This window comes from Cobetia sp. 3AK (assembly GCF_029846335.1).
GTDB classification, from domain to species: domain Bacteria; phylum Pseudomonadota; class Gammaproteobacteria; order Pseudomonadales; family Halomonadaceae; genus Cobetia; species Cobetia marina.
This window is the reverse complement of the sequence record NZ_JARWKR010000010.1, coordinates 38053-53588: the sequence shown is the minus strand read 5'-3', so window position 1 is coordinate 53588 and position 15536 is coordinate 38053. Positions and strand designations below refer to the sequence as shown.

The 15536-nt window shown below is 60.3% G+C and carries 14 protein-coding genes; 4 read left to right on the top strand and 10 right to left on the bottom strand.

What is annotated here, in order from left to right:
* Positions 1 to 30 precede the first annotated feature (30 nt).
* From QD228_RS13965 to QD228_RS13955, 3 genes are read left to right on the top strand one after another with little or no spacing between them, the layout of a single operon-like run.
* Positions 31 to 1563, top strand: a complete 1533-nt coding sequence (locus QD228_RS13965; RefSeq protein ID WP_279875911.1) for a sigma-54 dependent transcriptional regulator — start codon at positions 31 to 33, stop codon at positions 1561 to 1563.
* Positions 1560 to 3821 carry a cache domain-containing protein gene (locus QD228_RS13960; protein WP_279875910.1) on the top strand — a complete coding sequence of 754 codons (2262 nt, stop codon included), beginning with the start codon at positions 1560 to 1562 and terminating at the stop codon, positions 3819 to 3821. Before QD228_RS13965 ends, QD228_RS13960 begins: the two co-directional genes overlap by 4 nt.
* Positions 3822 to 3861: 40 nt before the next feature.
* Complete coding sequence (locus QD228_RS13955; protein WP_279875909.1) at positions 3862 to 4548, top strand: helix-turn-helix domain-containing protein; 687 nt, start codon at positions 3862 to 3864, stop codon at positions 4546 to 4548.
* 145 nt (positions 4549 to 4693) lie between these two features.
* Here QD228_RS13955 and QD228_RS13950 read toward each other — a convergent pair whose 3' ends face one another.
* The 4 genes from QD228_RS13950 to QD228_RS13935 form a co-directional block, all read right to left on the bottom strand.
* Positions 4694 to 5974 (bottom strand): uracil-xanthine permease family protein, encoded by a 1281-nt coding sequence (locus QD228_RS13950; protein ID WP_279875908.1) that lies wholly within the window; start codon positions 5972 to 5974, stop codon positions 4694 to 4696.
* Between the two features lie 122 nt (positions 5975 to 6096).
* Positions 6097 to 6726, bottom strand: coding sequence for a uracil phosphoribosyltransferase (gene upp, locus QD228_RS13945; RefSeq protein ID WP_077374565.1), 630 nt, complete (start codon positions 6724 to 6726; stop codon positions 6097 to 6099).
* A gap of 124 nt (positions 6727 to 6850) precedes the next feature.
* Entirely contained in the window at positions 6851 to 8059 is a 1209-nt protein-coding gene (locus QD228_RS13940; RefSeq protein WP_279875907.1) for a glycosyltransferase, read from the bottom strand.
* A 148-nt stretch (positions 8060 to 8207) separates the two neighbouring features.
* Complete coding sequence (locus QD228_RS13935) at positions 8208 to 8828, bottom strand: sulfotransferase family 2 domain-containing protein (RefSeq protein ID WP_279875906.1); 621 nt, start codon at positions 8826 to 8828, stop codon at positions 8208 to 8210.
* Between the two features lie 165 nt (positions 8829 to 8993).
* Between QD228_RS13935 and QD228_RS13930 the strand changes: the two genes are divergently transcribed.
* Positions 8994 to 9929 (top strand): glycosyltransferase family 8 protein, encoded by a 936-nt coding sequence (locus tag QD228_RS13930; protein WP_279875905.1) that lies wholly within the window; start codon positions 8994 to 8996, stop codon positions 9927 to 9929.
* A 63-nt stretch (positions 9930 to 9992) separates the two neighbouring features.
* On the opposite strand, the gene QD228_RS13925 is transcribed toward QD228_RS13930, so the two are convergent.
* From QD228_RS13925 to QD228_RS13900, 6 genes are all read right to left on the bottom strand, one after another.
* Positions 9993 to 11183 (bottom strand): glycosyltransferase family 4 protein, encoded by a 1191-nt coding sequence (locus tag QD228_RS13925; RefSeq protein WP_279875904.1) that lies wholly within the window; start codon positions 11181 to 11183, stop codon positions 9993 to 9995.
* 36 nt (positions 11184 to 11219) lie between these two features.
* Entirely contained in the window at positions 11220 to 11933 is a 714-nt protein-coding gene (gene ung, locus QD228_RS13920; protein ID WP_279875903.1) for a uracil-DNA glycosylase, read from the bottom strand.
* Position 11934: 1 nt separating this feature from the next.
* On the bottom strand, positions 11935 to 12432 hold the full coding sequence (gpt, locus tag QD228_RS13915; RefSeq protein WP_077374580.1) for a xanthine phosphoribosyltransferase: 498 nt from the start codon (positions 12430 to 12432) through the stop codon (positions 11935 to 11937).
* Positions 12433 to 12603: 171 nt separating this feature from the next.
* Positions 12604 to 13149 (bottom strand): adenine phosphoribosyltransferase, encoded by a 546-nt coding sequence (locus QD228_RS13910; protein ID WP_077374582.1) that lies wholly within the window; start codon positions 13147 to 13149, stop codon positions 12604 to 12606.
* Positions 13149 to 14450, bottom strand: coding sequence for an NCS2 family permease (locus QD228_RS13905; RefSeq protein WP_084208142.1), 1302 nt, complete (start codon positions 14448 to 14450; stop codon positions 13149 to 13151). The genes QD228_RS13910 and QD228_RS13905 overlap by 1 nt, the downstream gene beginning before the upstream one ends.
* Positions 14451 to 14750: 300 nt before the next feature.
* Entirely contained in the window at positions 14751 to 15362 is a 612-nt protein-coding gene (locus QD228_RS13900) for a riboflavin synthase subunit alpha (RefSeq protein ID WP_136938677.1), read from the bottom strand.
* Positions 15363 to 15536 lie beyond the last annotated feature (174 nt).

The following is a 15536-nucleotide window of genomic DNA, read 5'->3' as shown; positions in this document are numbered from 1 at the left end:
GATGCACGCCACGCATGATAGAGGAACGCCATGACCGTCCACGCCACCTCTCCCGCACGGGAGGCGCGTCGCGCCACGCACGACCAGGCTTTGCCGACCGCATCGGTCCTGATCGTCGATGACGAGCCGGGCATGCGGCGTTACCTGGAAAAGGCGCTGGCATCCCGCTTCGCGATGATCGAAGCCGTCGAAAGCGTCGAGCAGGCCGAATCGCTGCGCTCGCGCCTGCATTTTGATCTCATCCTGCTCGACATCCGCCTGCCGGGACGTGATGGCCTTGAGTGGGAGGAGGCCCTGTCACCGTCATCGGTCAGCGACGTCATCTTCATGACGGCCTATGCCGATCTCGATACCGCCGTACGTGCCCTGCGCGCAGGTGCCAGTGATTTCATCATCAAGCCGTTCCGCCTCGAACAGCTGCACGCCGCGATAGACCGCTGCCTCGAACGCCGCCAGCTGGCACGCGAGAACTTCCTGCTGCGTCGCGACAATGCACGCCACCAGGGTGAGGAGGCCAGCCTGCAGGGCGAGACCCCCGGCATGCAGGAACTCGCGCAGATCATCGCGCGCGTCGCGCCGGCCCCCTCTCCCGTGCTGATACTCGGGGAATCCGGCACCGGCAAGGAGCTGGCGGCACGCGACCTGCACCGCCTCTCCGGACGGCGCGGTGCCTTCGTACCGGTCAACTGTGGCGCCATCAGTCCGGAACTTCTGGAGAGCGAGCTTTTCGGTCACCTCAAGGGGGCCTTCACCGGCGCCCACCGCGGACGTGATGGGCTGTTCAGCTTCGCCGATGGCGGCACCCTGTTCCTGGATGAAATCGGCGAGATGCCGCTGACCATGCAGTCCAGGCTGTTGCGGGTACTGGAAACCCGACGCGTGCGCCCAGTGGGCGGTGAGCAGGAGCAGGCCGTCGATGTGCGCATCGTGGCCGCCACCCATCGCACGCTCGAGACGGAGGTCGCGGCGGGTCGCTTCCGGGAAGACCTCTACTACCGCTTGAACGTGCTCAGCTTGCGGCTGCCGGCACTGCGGGATCGCCCCGCGGACATTCCTGCCCTGGCCCTGCATTTCTCTCGACAGCTGTCGCGCGAACTGGGACTGCCCGAGGTCCCCTGGGATCACACCGACCTTGCGCGCCTGTGTCGCTATGCCTGGCCCGGCAACGTGCGTGAATTGAAGAATGTCATCGAGCGCGCGCTGCTGCTGGGCCGCCTGCCCGGCGATGCCCTCCCGGCCTCCGGCACCTCTCTCACGTCTGGCCATGCCGCGATGCCCGGCGCTTCGGATGCACCAGGCGACGCTGCCGCTCCCCATGCGGGGGGGGAGGCCGACAGCGAGGCTTCACACGGCTATCCGCTGGTGTGGTCGCTGGATCGTGTGGAGCAAGCGCATCTGCGTGCAGTACTGGAGCATCACGCCAACAACAAGTCCGCTGCCGCACGTCAGCTGGGCATCTCGCGCAAGACGCTGGATCGCAAGCTGACCCACTGGCGCGCCGAGGCCGAGAGCGCCATGCCTGACCGCGACTCGTCTCACCGCTCGGCTGATGACCCTGCATGATCCAGCGCCTGCGCCATTACCTTGCCGGCTCGCTGCGCCGCCGCTTGCTGGTGCTGACGCTGGCCCCGCTGCTGCTGTTGCTGCTGGCGCTGGTCGGCCTGACCGCCTATTGGACCACCGCCTACACCGACCGCCAGCTGTACATGAACGTGCGCAGCGACCTCGATGTGGCAAGCCGCACGCTGCAACGTCAGCACCAGCGACTTCGTGACGGCCTGGAAACCCTGCGCCGCAACCTGCGCCAGTCCACCACGCTGCCAGGCTCGACCTCACCATCGACCGAGACACTGGCGCCTCGTCTGAAGGCGTTGCGTGAGACCCTCAACGCCGATTGGCTCCGCTGGCTGCCAGCGGAGCAGCTCGGACAGACGCCCGGCGTCGCCGCCCTGGTTCCGCGCCTTCGCCAGGGCGAGAGCCTGGATGGCCTCGACATGCTCAGCGCCGATTCGCTGGCATCCCTCGACCCCTTGCTGGCAGAGCGGGCCCGCCTGGCCCTGCGCCGGACACCTCATGCACAACCCAGCGCGCGGCGTGAGGAAACGCGCGGCATGCTGCTGCGCGCGCTGGTGCCGATCATGGATGCACGCGGGACGCTCGTGGGCGTGCTTGATGCCGGGCGGCTGCTCAATCGTGACCCCAACCTGGTGGATGAGATCCGTGATCTCCTCTACGGCCCGGGGACGCTGCCGCTGGATGGCACAGGCACCATCACCCTGTTTCTGGACGATGTCCGAATTGCCACCAACGTGACTGACAGCACCGGTGAACGCGCACTCGGCACGCAGGCCTCGCTCGAAGTGACCCGTCAGGTCATCGGTGAGGGGCAGCGCTACGTCAATCGCGCCTTCGTGGTACGCGACTGGTTCGTTGCCGCCTATGCGCCTCTGGATTCTCTGGACGGCCAGCGGATCGGCATGATCTACGCGGGCTACCCCCAGGCACCCTACGTGCGACTCTACCGGGAGACATTGGTCCACATCAGCCTGGTACTGCTGGCGGTCAGCCTGTTGGGAGTTCTGCTGGTCTGGGGCGGGGTCGAGCGCCTGATGCGCCCCATTCGCCAGATACGCCATGTGGTGCATGCCGTTCGCGATGCACCCTCCAGTGATGGGCTGCGCATCGGGCCGCTTGCCTCGCTTGGCCCCGAACAGCGTCGCGGTGATGAGCTGGATGAGCTGGCGCAGGAATTCGATACCATGCTGGCGCGGCTGGAGGCGCACCGCAGCGAGATTCAGGCGGCCGCCAATACCCTGGAAGCCCAGGTCGAGGACCGCACGCGTGACTTGAGCGCACAGACGAACACGCTGCGCGAGCGCAGCCAGGCACTGGAGGAGCATGTCCGCCTGTTGCGCGAAGCACGCGCGAAGCTGTTGACCCGCGAGAAGCTGGCAGCACTCGGGGAACTCACGGCAGGCATCGGGCATGAGATCAACAATCCCGCCGCCGTCATCCTCGGGCATGTCGAGTTGATCGAAGTCATTCTCGGCGACCAGGCAGACCCCGTACGCGAGGAAATCGCGACCATCATCCATCAGGTGGAACGGATTCGCGCGCTGGTCGACAACCTGCGCCAATATGCACGTGACCCACATCAGGCGAGCCACCACGGCGCACAGGCAGAGTTGCCTGACCTGCCGGGCGAGACGCTCCCCACCACGCTGAGCCCCCCGAACCTCAGCCAGATTCATCCAGATGAGGCCATCCATAGCGTCGAAGTACTGGTACGCCATGCGCTGGATCATCACGGACACAGATTGACGCATGAGCTCTCGGCGACACGTCAGATCGAGGCCGACCGCGCCCAGCTGACACAGGTGCTGGTCAACCTGCTCATCAATGCCATCGAGATGGCACCCGGACCGGACACGCTATGCATCACCAGCGCCGATCGCGACGCGACGCTCGCCGGTGTGGAGGAGGATCATTCGCCGGTGATGACAGGAGACCCCGGCGGTGAGGTCGTGGCCGGCATCGAGATCCGGATCATCGATCACGGCAATGGCGTCCCGGAACACCTCAGGGAGCGCATCTTCATCCCTTTCTTCACCACGCGCGCCAACGGCTCCGGCATCGGTCTGTCGGTCTCGTCCGGGTTGATCACGCAACTGGGCGGACGACTGTGGCTGGAAGAGACGCCCGGGGGCGGCGCGACCTTCTGCCTGTGGCTGCCTTGTATCGCGCGGCGTCACCACGAAGACAACCAGGGCCGACACCTGCTCGAGACCCTGAGCGCCGGTGGCAGCAGCCGTGCCAGTTGATCCCCCTGCCCTGCCATCCACTGACCGGAGCCTTTGCCATATGCCATCGGCCAATTCGACTCCCTCTCCAGCCCGCCAGACCTCGACGGCATCCCCCGATGAGCCACAAGCCCGTCACGCGAACACGTCGCCGACGCTTGGCCAGCGCCTGCGCATCCTGCGCACCCGCCACGGCCTGTCTCAACGCGAACTCGCCAAGCGCGCCAACGTCACCAACTCGACCATTTCCCAGGTCGAACAGGATGCCGTCAGCCCCTCTGTCAGCTCGCTCAACAAGATACTCGATGTCTTCCCCGTCTCGCTCAGTCACTTCTTCAGCGACGAGATCCCCGAGGCGCCTGCGCGAGTGCTGCGCCGTGAGGAGCATGCACCATGCGAGGAAAGCCCCGCTGACACGCGACTGCGCAAGATTCCCGACTGGCCTGATGCCTCAGAACAGCGTCGTCAGAAACCGCAGGTCACGCTGGGGAGGCTTGAAGACCAGGACAGCGTCAGCCTGCAGGCAAGCCATGACAGCCTCTTGCTCGTCACCCGCGGGCGACTGCGCATCGAGCTGCCGGCAGAAGCGCTCGATATCCACCTCAGATCCGGAGATGCCGTGCGGCTGCAGGCCGGAGAGCGCTACCGACTCCACCATGCCCAGGCGCAAGATGCTGATGGGTCTGAACCACTGGACGAGGAAAGCCTGACAGCCTGTCACTGGTCATGCATCGCCAGCGCGGGATAAACCGAAGGAGCCCCCTTTCTTCCCAGCGAGCCACGCATCAATCAAGAATGCCCCTCTTTCCTGTCAGTACCGCGACACGAAAGAGGGGCATTCATCAGAACCGCGATTCACCTGGGCATCCGCTCACTCGACAGGCCGTGAGGGTTCACTCCCCCTCTTTCGCCGGGGGCAGCACCAGATTGAGCACGATCCCCAGAATGGCCGCCAGGCTGACGCCCTGCAGCGTGAACTGGCCACCACCGACCTGCATGCCGCCAATCCCGAAGACCAGAATCAAGGATGCGATCACCAGATTGCGCGGCGCGGTAAGCGAGTCACCGGCACGCACCAGGGTGTTCATCCCCACCACGGCGATCGACCCGAACAGCAAGCACATGATGCCACCCATGACAGGGGAGGGAATCGTCTGCAGTACCGCCCCCACCTTGCCGATGAAGGCAAGCGAGATGGCCACGCAGGCCGCGACGGTCATGACACGCGGATTGAAATTGCGCGTCAGCATGACGGCGCCCGTCACTTCCGAGTATGTCGTGTTGGGCGGTCCACCGAACAATGAGGCCGCGCTGGTGGCCAGGCCATCTCCCAGCAGTGTCCGATGCAGCCCCGGCTTCTTCAGATAGTTCTGACGCGTCACGGAGCCGATGGCCACCATGTCACCGATATGCTCCACGGCCGGCGCGATGGCGACCGGAATCATGAACAGGATGGCGGAGAACTCGAAGGTAGGAGCGGTGAAGCTTGGCAGGGCCAGCCACGCCGCCTCCGCCACAGGCGACAGGTCGATCACCCCCATGGCCAGTCCCAGCAGATAGCCGGTGATGATCCCGCCGAGAATCGGGATGAGGCGCCACAGTCCGCGACCGAAGATCGACAGTACCAGGGTGACGGCAAGACTCACCAGCGAGAGGGTCAGTGCCTGTCCATGAGAAATGGTGTCACTGAATTCCCCCGTGGCCATCTGAACGGCGGTCGGTGCCAGCGCCAGTCCGATCACCATGATGACAGGCCCCACCACCACGGCAGGCAACAGACGATGCACGATGCCGACGCCCTTGAGACGAATGCACTGCGCCAGCAACACATAGACCAGTCCGGCAACGAACAATCCCCCCATGGTGGCGGGAATGCCGAAGTTGGCGACCGAACTCTGGATGGGAGCGATGAAGGCGAATGACGAGGCGAGAAAGACCGGCACGCTCGCCTTGGTGACGCTCTGGAAGACCAGCGTCCCGACCCCTGCCGTGAACAGCGCGACGTTGGGATCAAGGCCAGTCAGCAACGGCACCAGCACCAGCGCACCGAAGGCCACGAAGAGCATCTGTGCTCCCGTGATCAGCGTCGCCAGCGTGAAAGGCTCCTTCTCAGGAATCTGGTGAGCATCGTGAGAGGCAGAGGAAGCGGAGTCCGGGGCTTGAGAAGACGACATGGCGGAAGATTCTATTCAATGAACTGACGAAGGAAGGCCTCAACCTGACTGCTCAGACAGTTAAGGCAGATACAAAAACGCCCCACGCAAGGCGTAGGGCGTCGAGAGCTCAGACGAGGCGCTTAGCGCGTGCCGAAGATCTTGTCACCGGCGTCACCAAGACCCGGGACGATGTAGCCATTCTCATCAAGACGATCATCGACGGAAGCCGTGAAGATCTCGATGTCAGGATAGGACTCCTGCACCTTGGCGATGCCTTCCGGTGCCGCGACCAGCACGATCACCTTGATCTGCTGGCAGCCCTTGGCCTTCAGCATGTCCAGCGTGGCGATCATGGAACCGCCTGTCGCCAGCATCGGGTCGATGACGATCGCCAGACGCTCATCGAGATCCGAGACGAACTTCTCGAAGTACGGTACCGGCTCGAGGGTTTCCTCATCACGGTACAGTCCCACCACGCTGATGCGCGCGCTGGGAATCAGGTCCGTCACCCCTTCCAGCATGCCGAGACCGGCACGCAGGATCGGCACGATGGTCACTTTCTTGCCCTTGATGCTCTGGACGTCCAGCTCGTTGCCGCTCCAGGCGTCAATGGTGGTAGTTTCCAGCTCAAGGTCCTGGGTTGCCTCATAGGTCAACAGCTTGGCGACCTCACTGGCCAGCTCACGGAAGCTCTTGGTGCTGATGCCTGCTGCACGCATCAGGCCGAGCTTGTGCTGGACCAGTGGATGATTGATGGCATGGACGCTCATGGAAATACCTCTTGGGACAGAAGATGGTGCTCATGATTGCGCAGCACTACCCCGCCAGCGAGGGACGATGGCAGGCAGAGAGGCTGGCAAATTGGGCGTATTCTAGCCGAGCAGGACTTTGATGTTAAGCGCACCCGACATCGTCACGGGCGAGGCGGTCAAGAAAATCGCCGACGGCTGAACAGTAATTAGGGTAATCGAAGCGCTCAGCCAGAATCTGACGCGCACGTCGGCCCATTTCACACCGAAGCTCAGGACTGGCGATCCATTTATCAAGCATTTCTGCTGCTGCCACTGGCGATATCACCCTGGCCGCAACGATGGCATCCTCGTCAGGCGAATAGACCCTGACCTCTGGCCCGACGAAAGCGAGATCATGCTCTGCAAGTTCACCTATGGATCTGATGGTGGGAAGCACGGCGCCATTCTCTCCCGCGATGACCTGCTCCGGCAGCCCATCGACATTGCCGACGATGGTCGGTACGCCATGCGCCAAGGCTTCCTGCACCACGTTACCGAATGGCTCACGCCAGGAAGGGCAGATGAAAGCATCCAGCGTGCAATAGAATTCCGACATCTCCTTGACCGCGCCATGAAACGTCACGACATCGGCCAGCCCCCACCTTGTCACCAATGCTTGCAGGGGGTGTCGCAAAGGTCCGTCTCCCGCGATATGCAGCTCCACATTCGCATGGGTTTCCCGCAGCAATCTGATGGTCTCGAGCGCCACGACAGGCGCCTTGAGTGCCGTCAGTCGACCGGCAAACCCCAACCGGAAGACGTCGCCGTCATGGGTTGCCGTCACCTGCGGTAGCGACATGGCATTGCGTGCCACAAGCGCCGGGCACTCCTCTGATAGACCAAGCTTCAGCTGGAGCATGCGCAGTGATGCATGGGAATTGCAAATGACGCCGGACCAGCGTTCCACGTAGCGCTGGATATCGGGAGCCGGCTCGATGAACCAGGCGCTGCCTCTCTCGAAATGCACGATGGGTACGTCATTTGGGAGAGCAATGGGGAAGTGGTGATATTTATTCCAGACAACCAACTGCTCAAGCGTCAATGATTTCAGCAATTTCCGCTGATACGTAGAACGCAACCATGGAATCTGCCTGGGAAGATTGATGCCACGAGGTCCCTTGACGGAATGAATTCGCCAGAAATGATCACTCAATTCTTCTTGTACGATAGGGTGGATTCGATCGGTCATCGGAAGGACATGATAATCATTTCCGGCTTCCAGCATGGTAGTGAAGAAGCGTGAAAAGTGACGTTCCACTCCGCCCAGATTTCTCAGGCTGACGAGATGACCTATCTTCGGCTGACTTTCCATGGCGCTCCTTCTATGTGAATGCGTCCCTATCGGAAGCCGACATTATCACAACGGAAACATCAGCACCGCGCCATGCCTGACATCCCCGATGACTCACCTGCCCTCTCATGAGAGGATGAGTCCACACCCAACCTCCGACAATCATTGCTCAAGAAGGATACCCAAAATTGGCAAAGTCCTGTGCATAGAGGATGGCCAACTTCTCTCGCGTGGCAGACGCCATACTTTCCTGAGCCACACGACAGCGGACATCCCCCTTGTTGCGATGAGCAATGGAGGAATCGATACCCAGCTTCTCAGCGACAATCTTGAAGTCCTGATCCAGCGTCTCGAAATGTCCCAGGAAATCCACCATCAACCTGTCATCTGCCGACATGATGAAAGAAGATTGAGAGTGGAATAACAGATGACTGCGAAAAGCACCTTGCCAGAGCCCGTTTTCCACAAAGTCATCAAAGCCACGATACTTTGCGAGTGAGGCTGCCACGCGACTGTCCTCAGGCCCCTGATTCCCACCCTTCAATATATAATGGTATGCGGAAAAAGCGCGATCATAGGGATCTCGCACAAAGGAGAACTTGAAGTAATTATTGAATTTCTTGCCATCTGCTTTTTTATAAGTTTGCCAGGAAACGTGATCCCGGCCTTTTTCACTCTTCTTTCCCAATGCGGCTAGAACAGAGGTTCCGGCTGCCTTAGGGATATGTATGAAAATACATTTGTTGCGATCAAAGTGTTTACGATAAGGGAATTCCTGCTTCAACCACATGACAAGCCTCATACATAGATTGCGAATGATCCGTCACCTTGCCGCAAGAGTAGGCAAACAATACGCATTTTTCGTGTACATACCGTCAAAAAAAGGAAGTAGTAGATCATGCGCCAGCGCAATGTTACAGTACAGAAAAATAGACTTACGGTGTGACCATCAGCCATGCTCCATATCTTTATATCGTGCGATGAGAACTATGCGCCTCATCTAGCCACGACCATCATGTCCATACTTGATAACTGTCAAAGACCAGAAGCGCTGAGCTTCATCATTGGAGATGGAGGACTGTCGTCCGACACCATTTCCAGATTGCAAGAGATGATCGCGCCTTTCCAGTCAGAGCTCGTGCTCACCTATCTAGATGAGAGCAAGTTTGAAGGACTGGAGGTCAAACGTTACGGGCTTTCCATCTATTTCAGATTATATCTGAGTGAGGTCATCGACCCTTCCATTCAACATATCGTATGCATTGATTGCGATACTATCGTCGTGGACGATATCACGACGATCATGGATGACCTGCCGACTCAGGACTTCACGCTGGCCGCTGTGGAGAATATTGGCCGATCTCCTTATAAATCATTAGGCCTGGAGAAAGGCAAATACTTCAACTGCGGCTTGATGTTGATCAACATGCCTCGCTGGAAGGAATATAATATTGGCGAGAGGGCATTATATTTCTTGAGAAAACACCCCGAACTCTGTCTATACCCTGAACAATCCGCACTGAATAAAATTCTCGACGGCCAATGGACACAATTACCGTTGGTCTGGAATGCTCAACGTCCTGCTTACAAGATTCTTGAGAAAAGAATGGATGAACAGCATAGAGCAGAACATGAGTTCCTGGAGTCCATCAAGAAACCCAAGATGATTCACTACATGGGAAAAGGCAGCAAGCCTTGGGAGTATGGCTCACTGCATCCATTGAAGGATGTTTACTTTTATTATAGAGCCAAGACGCCATGGGCCTCTGGCAATATCGTCAACAACAAGACACTCAAGAAATCCATTCTGTCTTATATTGAATTGCAGAAGTTATACAAGTACCACAAGAGAAGATCCATGAGCCAGGAGTTGCTTGACGCTCATCGATAACGATTTCCTTGAATGGCATCTCTCGGAGATGCCATTCAATTCATCATCATGGCCGCCTCTTGATTACCGCTTGTCCACTACCTCGGCAATGAAGTCACCAATCCCCTGGCAGTACCGTTGCTGACAGAAATCTCGTGCGATGATATCGCGGGCGACCGTCCCCATCTCTCTCCGCTGCTCCGGGCTTTCCGCCCAACGCTGCAGGACATCGGCAATGGCGGCCGAGTCCAGGACATGCGCCTGCACGATGGCATCGCGCTCGGGTGAATAGACTCTGTCCGACCCCTGGACGAAGTCTTCTCCATAACGGGCGAGCTCATCCTTCGGGCGTCCGGGTGTCAGCACCTCACCATTGAGGCCGGAGGTGATCTGCTCCGGCAATCCATCAACATTGCCGACGATCGCAGGCACTCCATGCGCCAGGGCTTCCTGCACCACATTGCCGAACGGCTCGCGCCAGGAAGGACAGATGAAGGCATCGAGGGAAGAATAGAATTCACTCATGTCACTGAGCAGGCCACAGAAGCGGACACTGTCTTCAAGCCCCCACTCGATGACCAATGACTTGAGAGCCGCCTCCAGCGTCCCCGTACCAGCGATCCAAAGCTCAGCATGGGGCAAACTGACCTTGAGATCTCGCAGCGCCTCGATGGCAATCACTGGCGCCTTGAGGCCGGTCAGGCGTCCTGCAAAACCGATTCTGAATCGCGAAGCCGGATGCGTGGAGGCCTTCTCGGGCAGCACGATGGAATTGCGCACCACTTTGCAGGGCAAGGTGTCACGGATGCCGAGCGACAATTGCAACATGCGACTGGCGGCATGGGAGTTGCAGATGATGCCATCGAGCCTCGAGAGGTAATCCTCGACCTCGGGGGTAGGCTCCACGAACCAGGCAGCGCCATGCTCGTAATGGATGAGGCTGATGTGCTCAGGAAAATGCAGAGGATGGTGACGCAACTTGTTCCACACCACGATTGCCTGCATCTCTTCATCATCGAGCAATCGCGCCTGGCAGTTATCCCGCAGCCAGGGGAGCTGACGCGGGATCTTGATACCGAGATAGCGCTTTATATCGTGCACGCGACCTGGAAAGTCCGCATAGACGGACTGCAGCATCGGATGAATCTCGGGGGTCTGCAACAGCACATGATGATCACGCTCATTGGCGGCCATGCGATAGAAATTGGTGAAGGTGCGCTCGGCCCCTCCCAGGTTCTTGAGACTGATCAGATGACCCGCGCGAGGTCCTTGCAATGTCGGATGCGTCAATGTGGTTTCTCGTCTTCACTCTCAGGTATCAAGCAGTGGCAGCTGCCAATCTATCGGCACATCGCCACGTGCCTCCAGCCAGGCATTGGCCTGTGAGAAGTGACGAGAACCGAAGAATCCGCGGTGCGCTGCGAGAGGCGACGGATGCGGAGCGTGGAGTACCAGATGCTTCTGGCGATCCACGGCCCCCGCCTTCTTCTGGGCATGACTGCCCCAGAGCAGGAAGACGACACCCTCGCAGTGCTGGTTGATCACGTCGATGGCGCGGTCGGTGAACTGCTCCCAACCTTGCTTCTGATGCGAGGCGGCCTTGCCCTGCTCGACCGTCAGCACGCTATTGAGCAGCAACACCCCTTGCTCCGCCCAGCTCTCGAGGAAGCCGTGATCCACGGGTTCGACCCCGACATCGACAGCCAGTTCCTTGTAGATGTTCTTCAGTGAGGGCGGCGGGCGCACGCCGGGGCGTACCGAGAAGCACAGACCATGTGCCTGGTCCGGCCCGTGATAGGGGTCCTGCCCCAGGATCACGACCTTGACGTTGCTCAGCGGGGTCAGCCAGAAGGCGCGAAACCAGTCCTGCGAGTGCGGGTAGATCACCTTGCCGGCATCTTTCTCGGCGCGCAGGAAGGCCTTGAGCCGCTGCATGTACTCGGCATGGAATTCCAGCCCGAGATGCGCCTGCCAGTCGGCAGGCAGCACCTGGGAGTTACCGGAGGTGGCAGTCTCCAACGGCATGTCAGCTGTCGCTCTCTTGCTTCTTGAGCTGCTCGGAGATCGGTTCGACGTAGGCGATTCCCATGTCCCACGGGAACTGGATCCAGCAGTTCTGCGGCACTTCGGTGATGAAGTCATCGACCAGCGGACGGCCTTCCGGCTTGGCGTAGACGGTCACGAAATGGGCCTTGGGCAACATGTCGCGCACGGCACGTGCGGTATTGCCGGTGTCGACGAGGTCATCGACCAGCAGCCAGCCGTCACCGTCGTGATCGACGCCCTTGACCACTTCCAGCCCCCCCTGCTCCATGTGGTCGTGGTAGCTCTTGATGCACACGGTGTCGATATGGCGGATGCCCAGCTCACGGGCGATCAGGCCAGCCGGGATCAACCCACCACGGGTGATGGCGATGATGCCCTTGTAGTCACGACCGATCAGGTCATGACAGAGCGCGCGCACGTCGCGGTGCAGCTGGTCCCAGGAGACGATGAAATGGTCGTGATAGCGTTCGGAAGACATGTGGGTCACTCGCAATGACGGAACAGGAACAAAGCATGGTGGCTGGCGTGCCACCCTACAAGGGACAGATCGCGCCGGTGTGAAACGACACTGCCGGCGACGACGATATCGGACGTTGTCTGCAACGACGATGGCCCTGCCAGAAGACAGGGCCATCGTCGTTGCGCAGGCTTACTCGGCTTCGGTAAAGCTGCAGGCGGCGAAGACGCTGTGGCCTTCTTCGCGGATCTTGGCGGAACCGCCCAGCTCCGGCAGGTCGATGATCGCGGCGGTCTCCACCACGATACCGCCGGTGCGCTCGATCAACTTGCAGGCCGCCAGCATGGTGCCACCGGTGGCGATCAGGTCATCCATCACCAGGATGCGATCGCCTTCACGGAAGGCATCGGAATGCAGTTCGACGGTGGACTCACCGTATTCCAGCGTGTAGGTCTCGCTGATGGTCTTGAACGGCAGCTTGCCCTTCTTGCGCACCGGCACGAAGCTGCAGCCCAGCTCATAGGCCAGCGGTGCACCGATGATGAAGCCGCGTGCATCGATGGCGGCGATGGCGTCGATCTCCATCTCCTGATAGCGGTGCACGAAGGAGTCGATCAGCTTGCGGAACGCGGCGGAATTCTGCAGCACCGGCGTGATGTCACGGAAGTTGACACCCGGCTGGGGCCAATCCGGCACGGTGCGGATGACAGACTTGATGTAGTCGCTGTAGATGCTCATTAAAGGGCTCCGTCGAGGAACAGGTATTTGCAGGCAAACAGGACGGCGAGAATCACCAGCCCCGGGCTCAGATCACGATAGCGGCCAGAGAACAGCTTGATCACGGCGTAGCTGATGAAGCCCAGTGCGATCCCGTTGGCAATCGAGTAGGTCAGTGGCATCACCAGGGTGGCGATCACCACTGGCGCGGCTTCGGTAATGTCATTCCAGTCGATGCGTGCCAGGCCACCTGTCATCAGGCAGGCAACATAGAGCAGCGCACCCGCGGTGGCAAAGGCGGGGATGGAGGTGGCCAGCGGTGACAGGAACAGGCTGACGAGAAACAGTCCCGCCACGACCACCGCGGTCAGTCCTGTGCGTCCGCCTGCCGCCACCCCGGTGGCAGATTCGATATAGCTGGTGACATTCGAGGTCCCCATCACCGAACCGGCCATGGTCGCGCTGGAGTCTGCCATCAGGGCACGACCGAGACGCGGCAGGTGGCCACGCTCGTTGGTGAGTCCCGCCTGCTGGGACACGGCGATCAACGTGCCCGAGGTATCGAACAGATCGACGAACAGGAACGCGAAGATGATCGACACCATGCCCAGGTTGAAGGCACCGGCGATGTCGAGCTGTGCGAATGTCGGCAGCATGCTAGGCGGCATCGAGGCAAGGCCATGGAAGTCATTGTTGCCGGTCAGGGTCGCCAGCAGCGTCACCACCAGGATGCCGATCATCACGGCGCCGATCACCTTGCGGTAGGACAGCGCGACGATCAGGAAGAATGACAGCAGCGCATACAGGGCTGCCGGCGAGGACAGATCACCCAACGTGACCAGGGTGCCCGGTGCATCAACGACGATGCCGCTGCCCTGCAGCGCGATGATCGCCATGAACAGGCCGATGCCCGCGGCGATGCCCGTCTTCAGTGAGGCCGGAATGGCGTTGATGATCCACTCCCGGATCTTGAAGGCGGAGAGCAGGAAGAAACTCACCCCGGACAGGAAGACCGCGCCCAGCGCGATCTGCCAGGGAACGCCCATCTGCCCCGCCACCGTATAGGTGAAGAAGGCCGTCAGGCCCATGCCGGGTGCCAGCGCGATCGGGTAGTTGGCGTAGAGCCCCATGATCAGGCAGCCAAGAGCAGCTGCCAGACAGGTCGCCACGAAGACAGCGCCGTGATCCATGCCGGTGGAGGCCAGCATCGAGGGGGCAACGAAGATGATATAGGCCATCGCCAGGAAGGAAGTGAATCCGGCGATGACTTCGGTACGCACATTGGTACCGTGCTCCGAGAGCTTGAAGAGACGTTCCAGCATGAGGGAAACCCTTATCCTTGAGCAGTGCCTGTCCGGCAAGCCGCAGTGGTCGATGACGTTCGGGGACAGCGGATCAACACGAACTCACTCGGACAGGTATGCTGCACAGGGGGCAACCATGGCTTCCCCCTCGTTCAGCCTGCCTGAACCACGATGCCCTGCCGGTGGCAGGGCATCGAAAGGCGCAACATGGTACCCAAAGGTCTGCAGCGAATCGAGCATTGCAGGCATATTTCCTGACCGGTCAGACGGGTTCTGGCGTCCTGCCAGCGAATTGACCCCGTAGGAAGCCTGCAAGCCTCATGCCAGCCGTGAGGCCATGACTCGCTCCACCGTCTCGACGATGGCCTGGGTCTGGGGGTCCACCTCGAGATTGACCCGATCCCCCACCGCGCGCTCACCCATCAGGGTGCGCTCCAGAGTTTCCGGTATCAGATTGACGCAGAAACGCGTGCCCTGGACCTCCCCGATGGTCAGACTGACACCGTCCAGTCCCACATAGCCCTTGTCGAACAGGAAACGCATCAGCTCAGCGGGAGCCTGGAACCAGATCCGGCGATTGTCGGCCGTGGCTTCAATGGCATCGAGGGTGACCATCGCCATGACGTGACCGGACATGGAGTGGCCACCGATTTCATCCCCGAAGCGCGCTGCCCGCTCGATGTTGACCCGACTGCCCACCTTGAGCTCGCCGAGGTTGGTCAGTCGCAGTGTCTCACGCATCAGATCGAAACTGGCCAGCTGACCCTCGAGTGCCGTCACGGTCAGGCAGCAACCGTTGTGCGCCACTGACGCCCCGGTTTCCAGCCCCTGCTCCAACCCCTGCGGCAACCGGACCTGATGGGTACGAAACTCCGGACGCTCTTCAATGGCGACCACTTCCGCCATGCCTTGCACGATACCGGTGAACATGCGCTTCCTTATCCTTGCACTGCTTCCCGCAGAGCGGGAACCCATGAATATGATGACAGGCCATGACACCCGGGCACTGATGACACCACGAGATCCGACATGCCGATGGGAAATCCTAGCATGCCGGACTCGATGCCGGCAGCCATCACGCCTCCTTCACGCCATCGAGCGAAA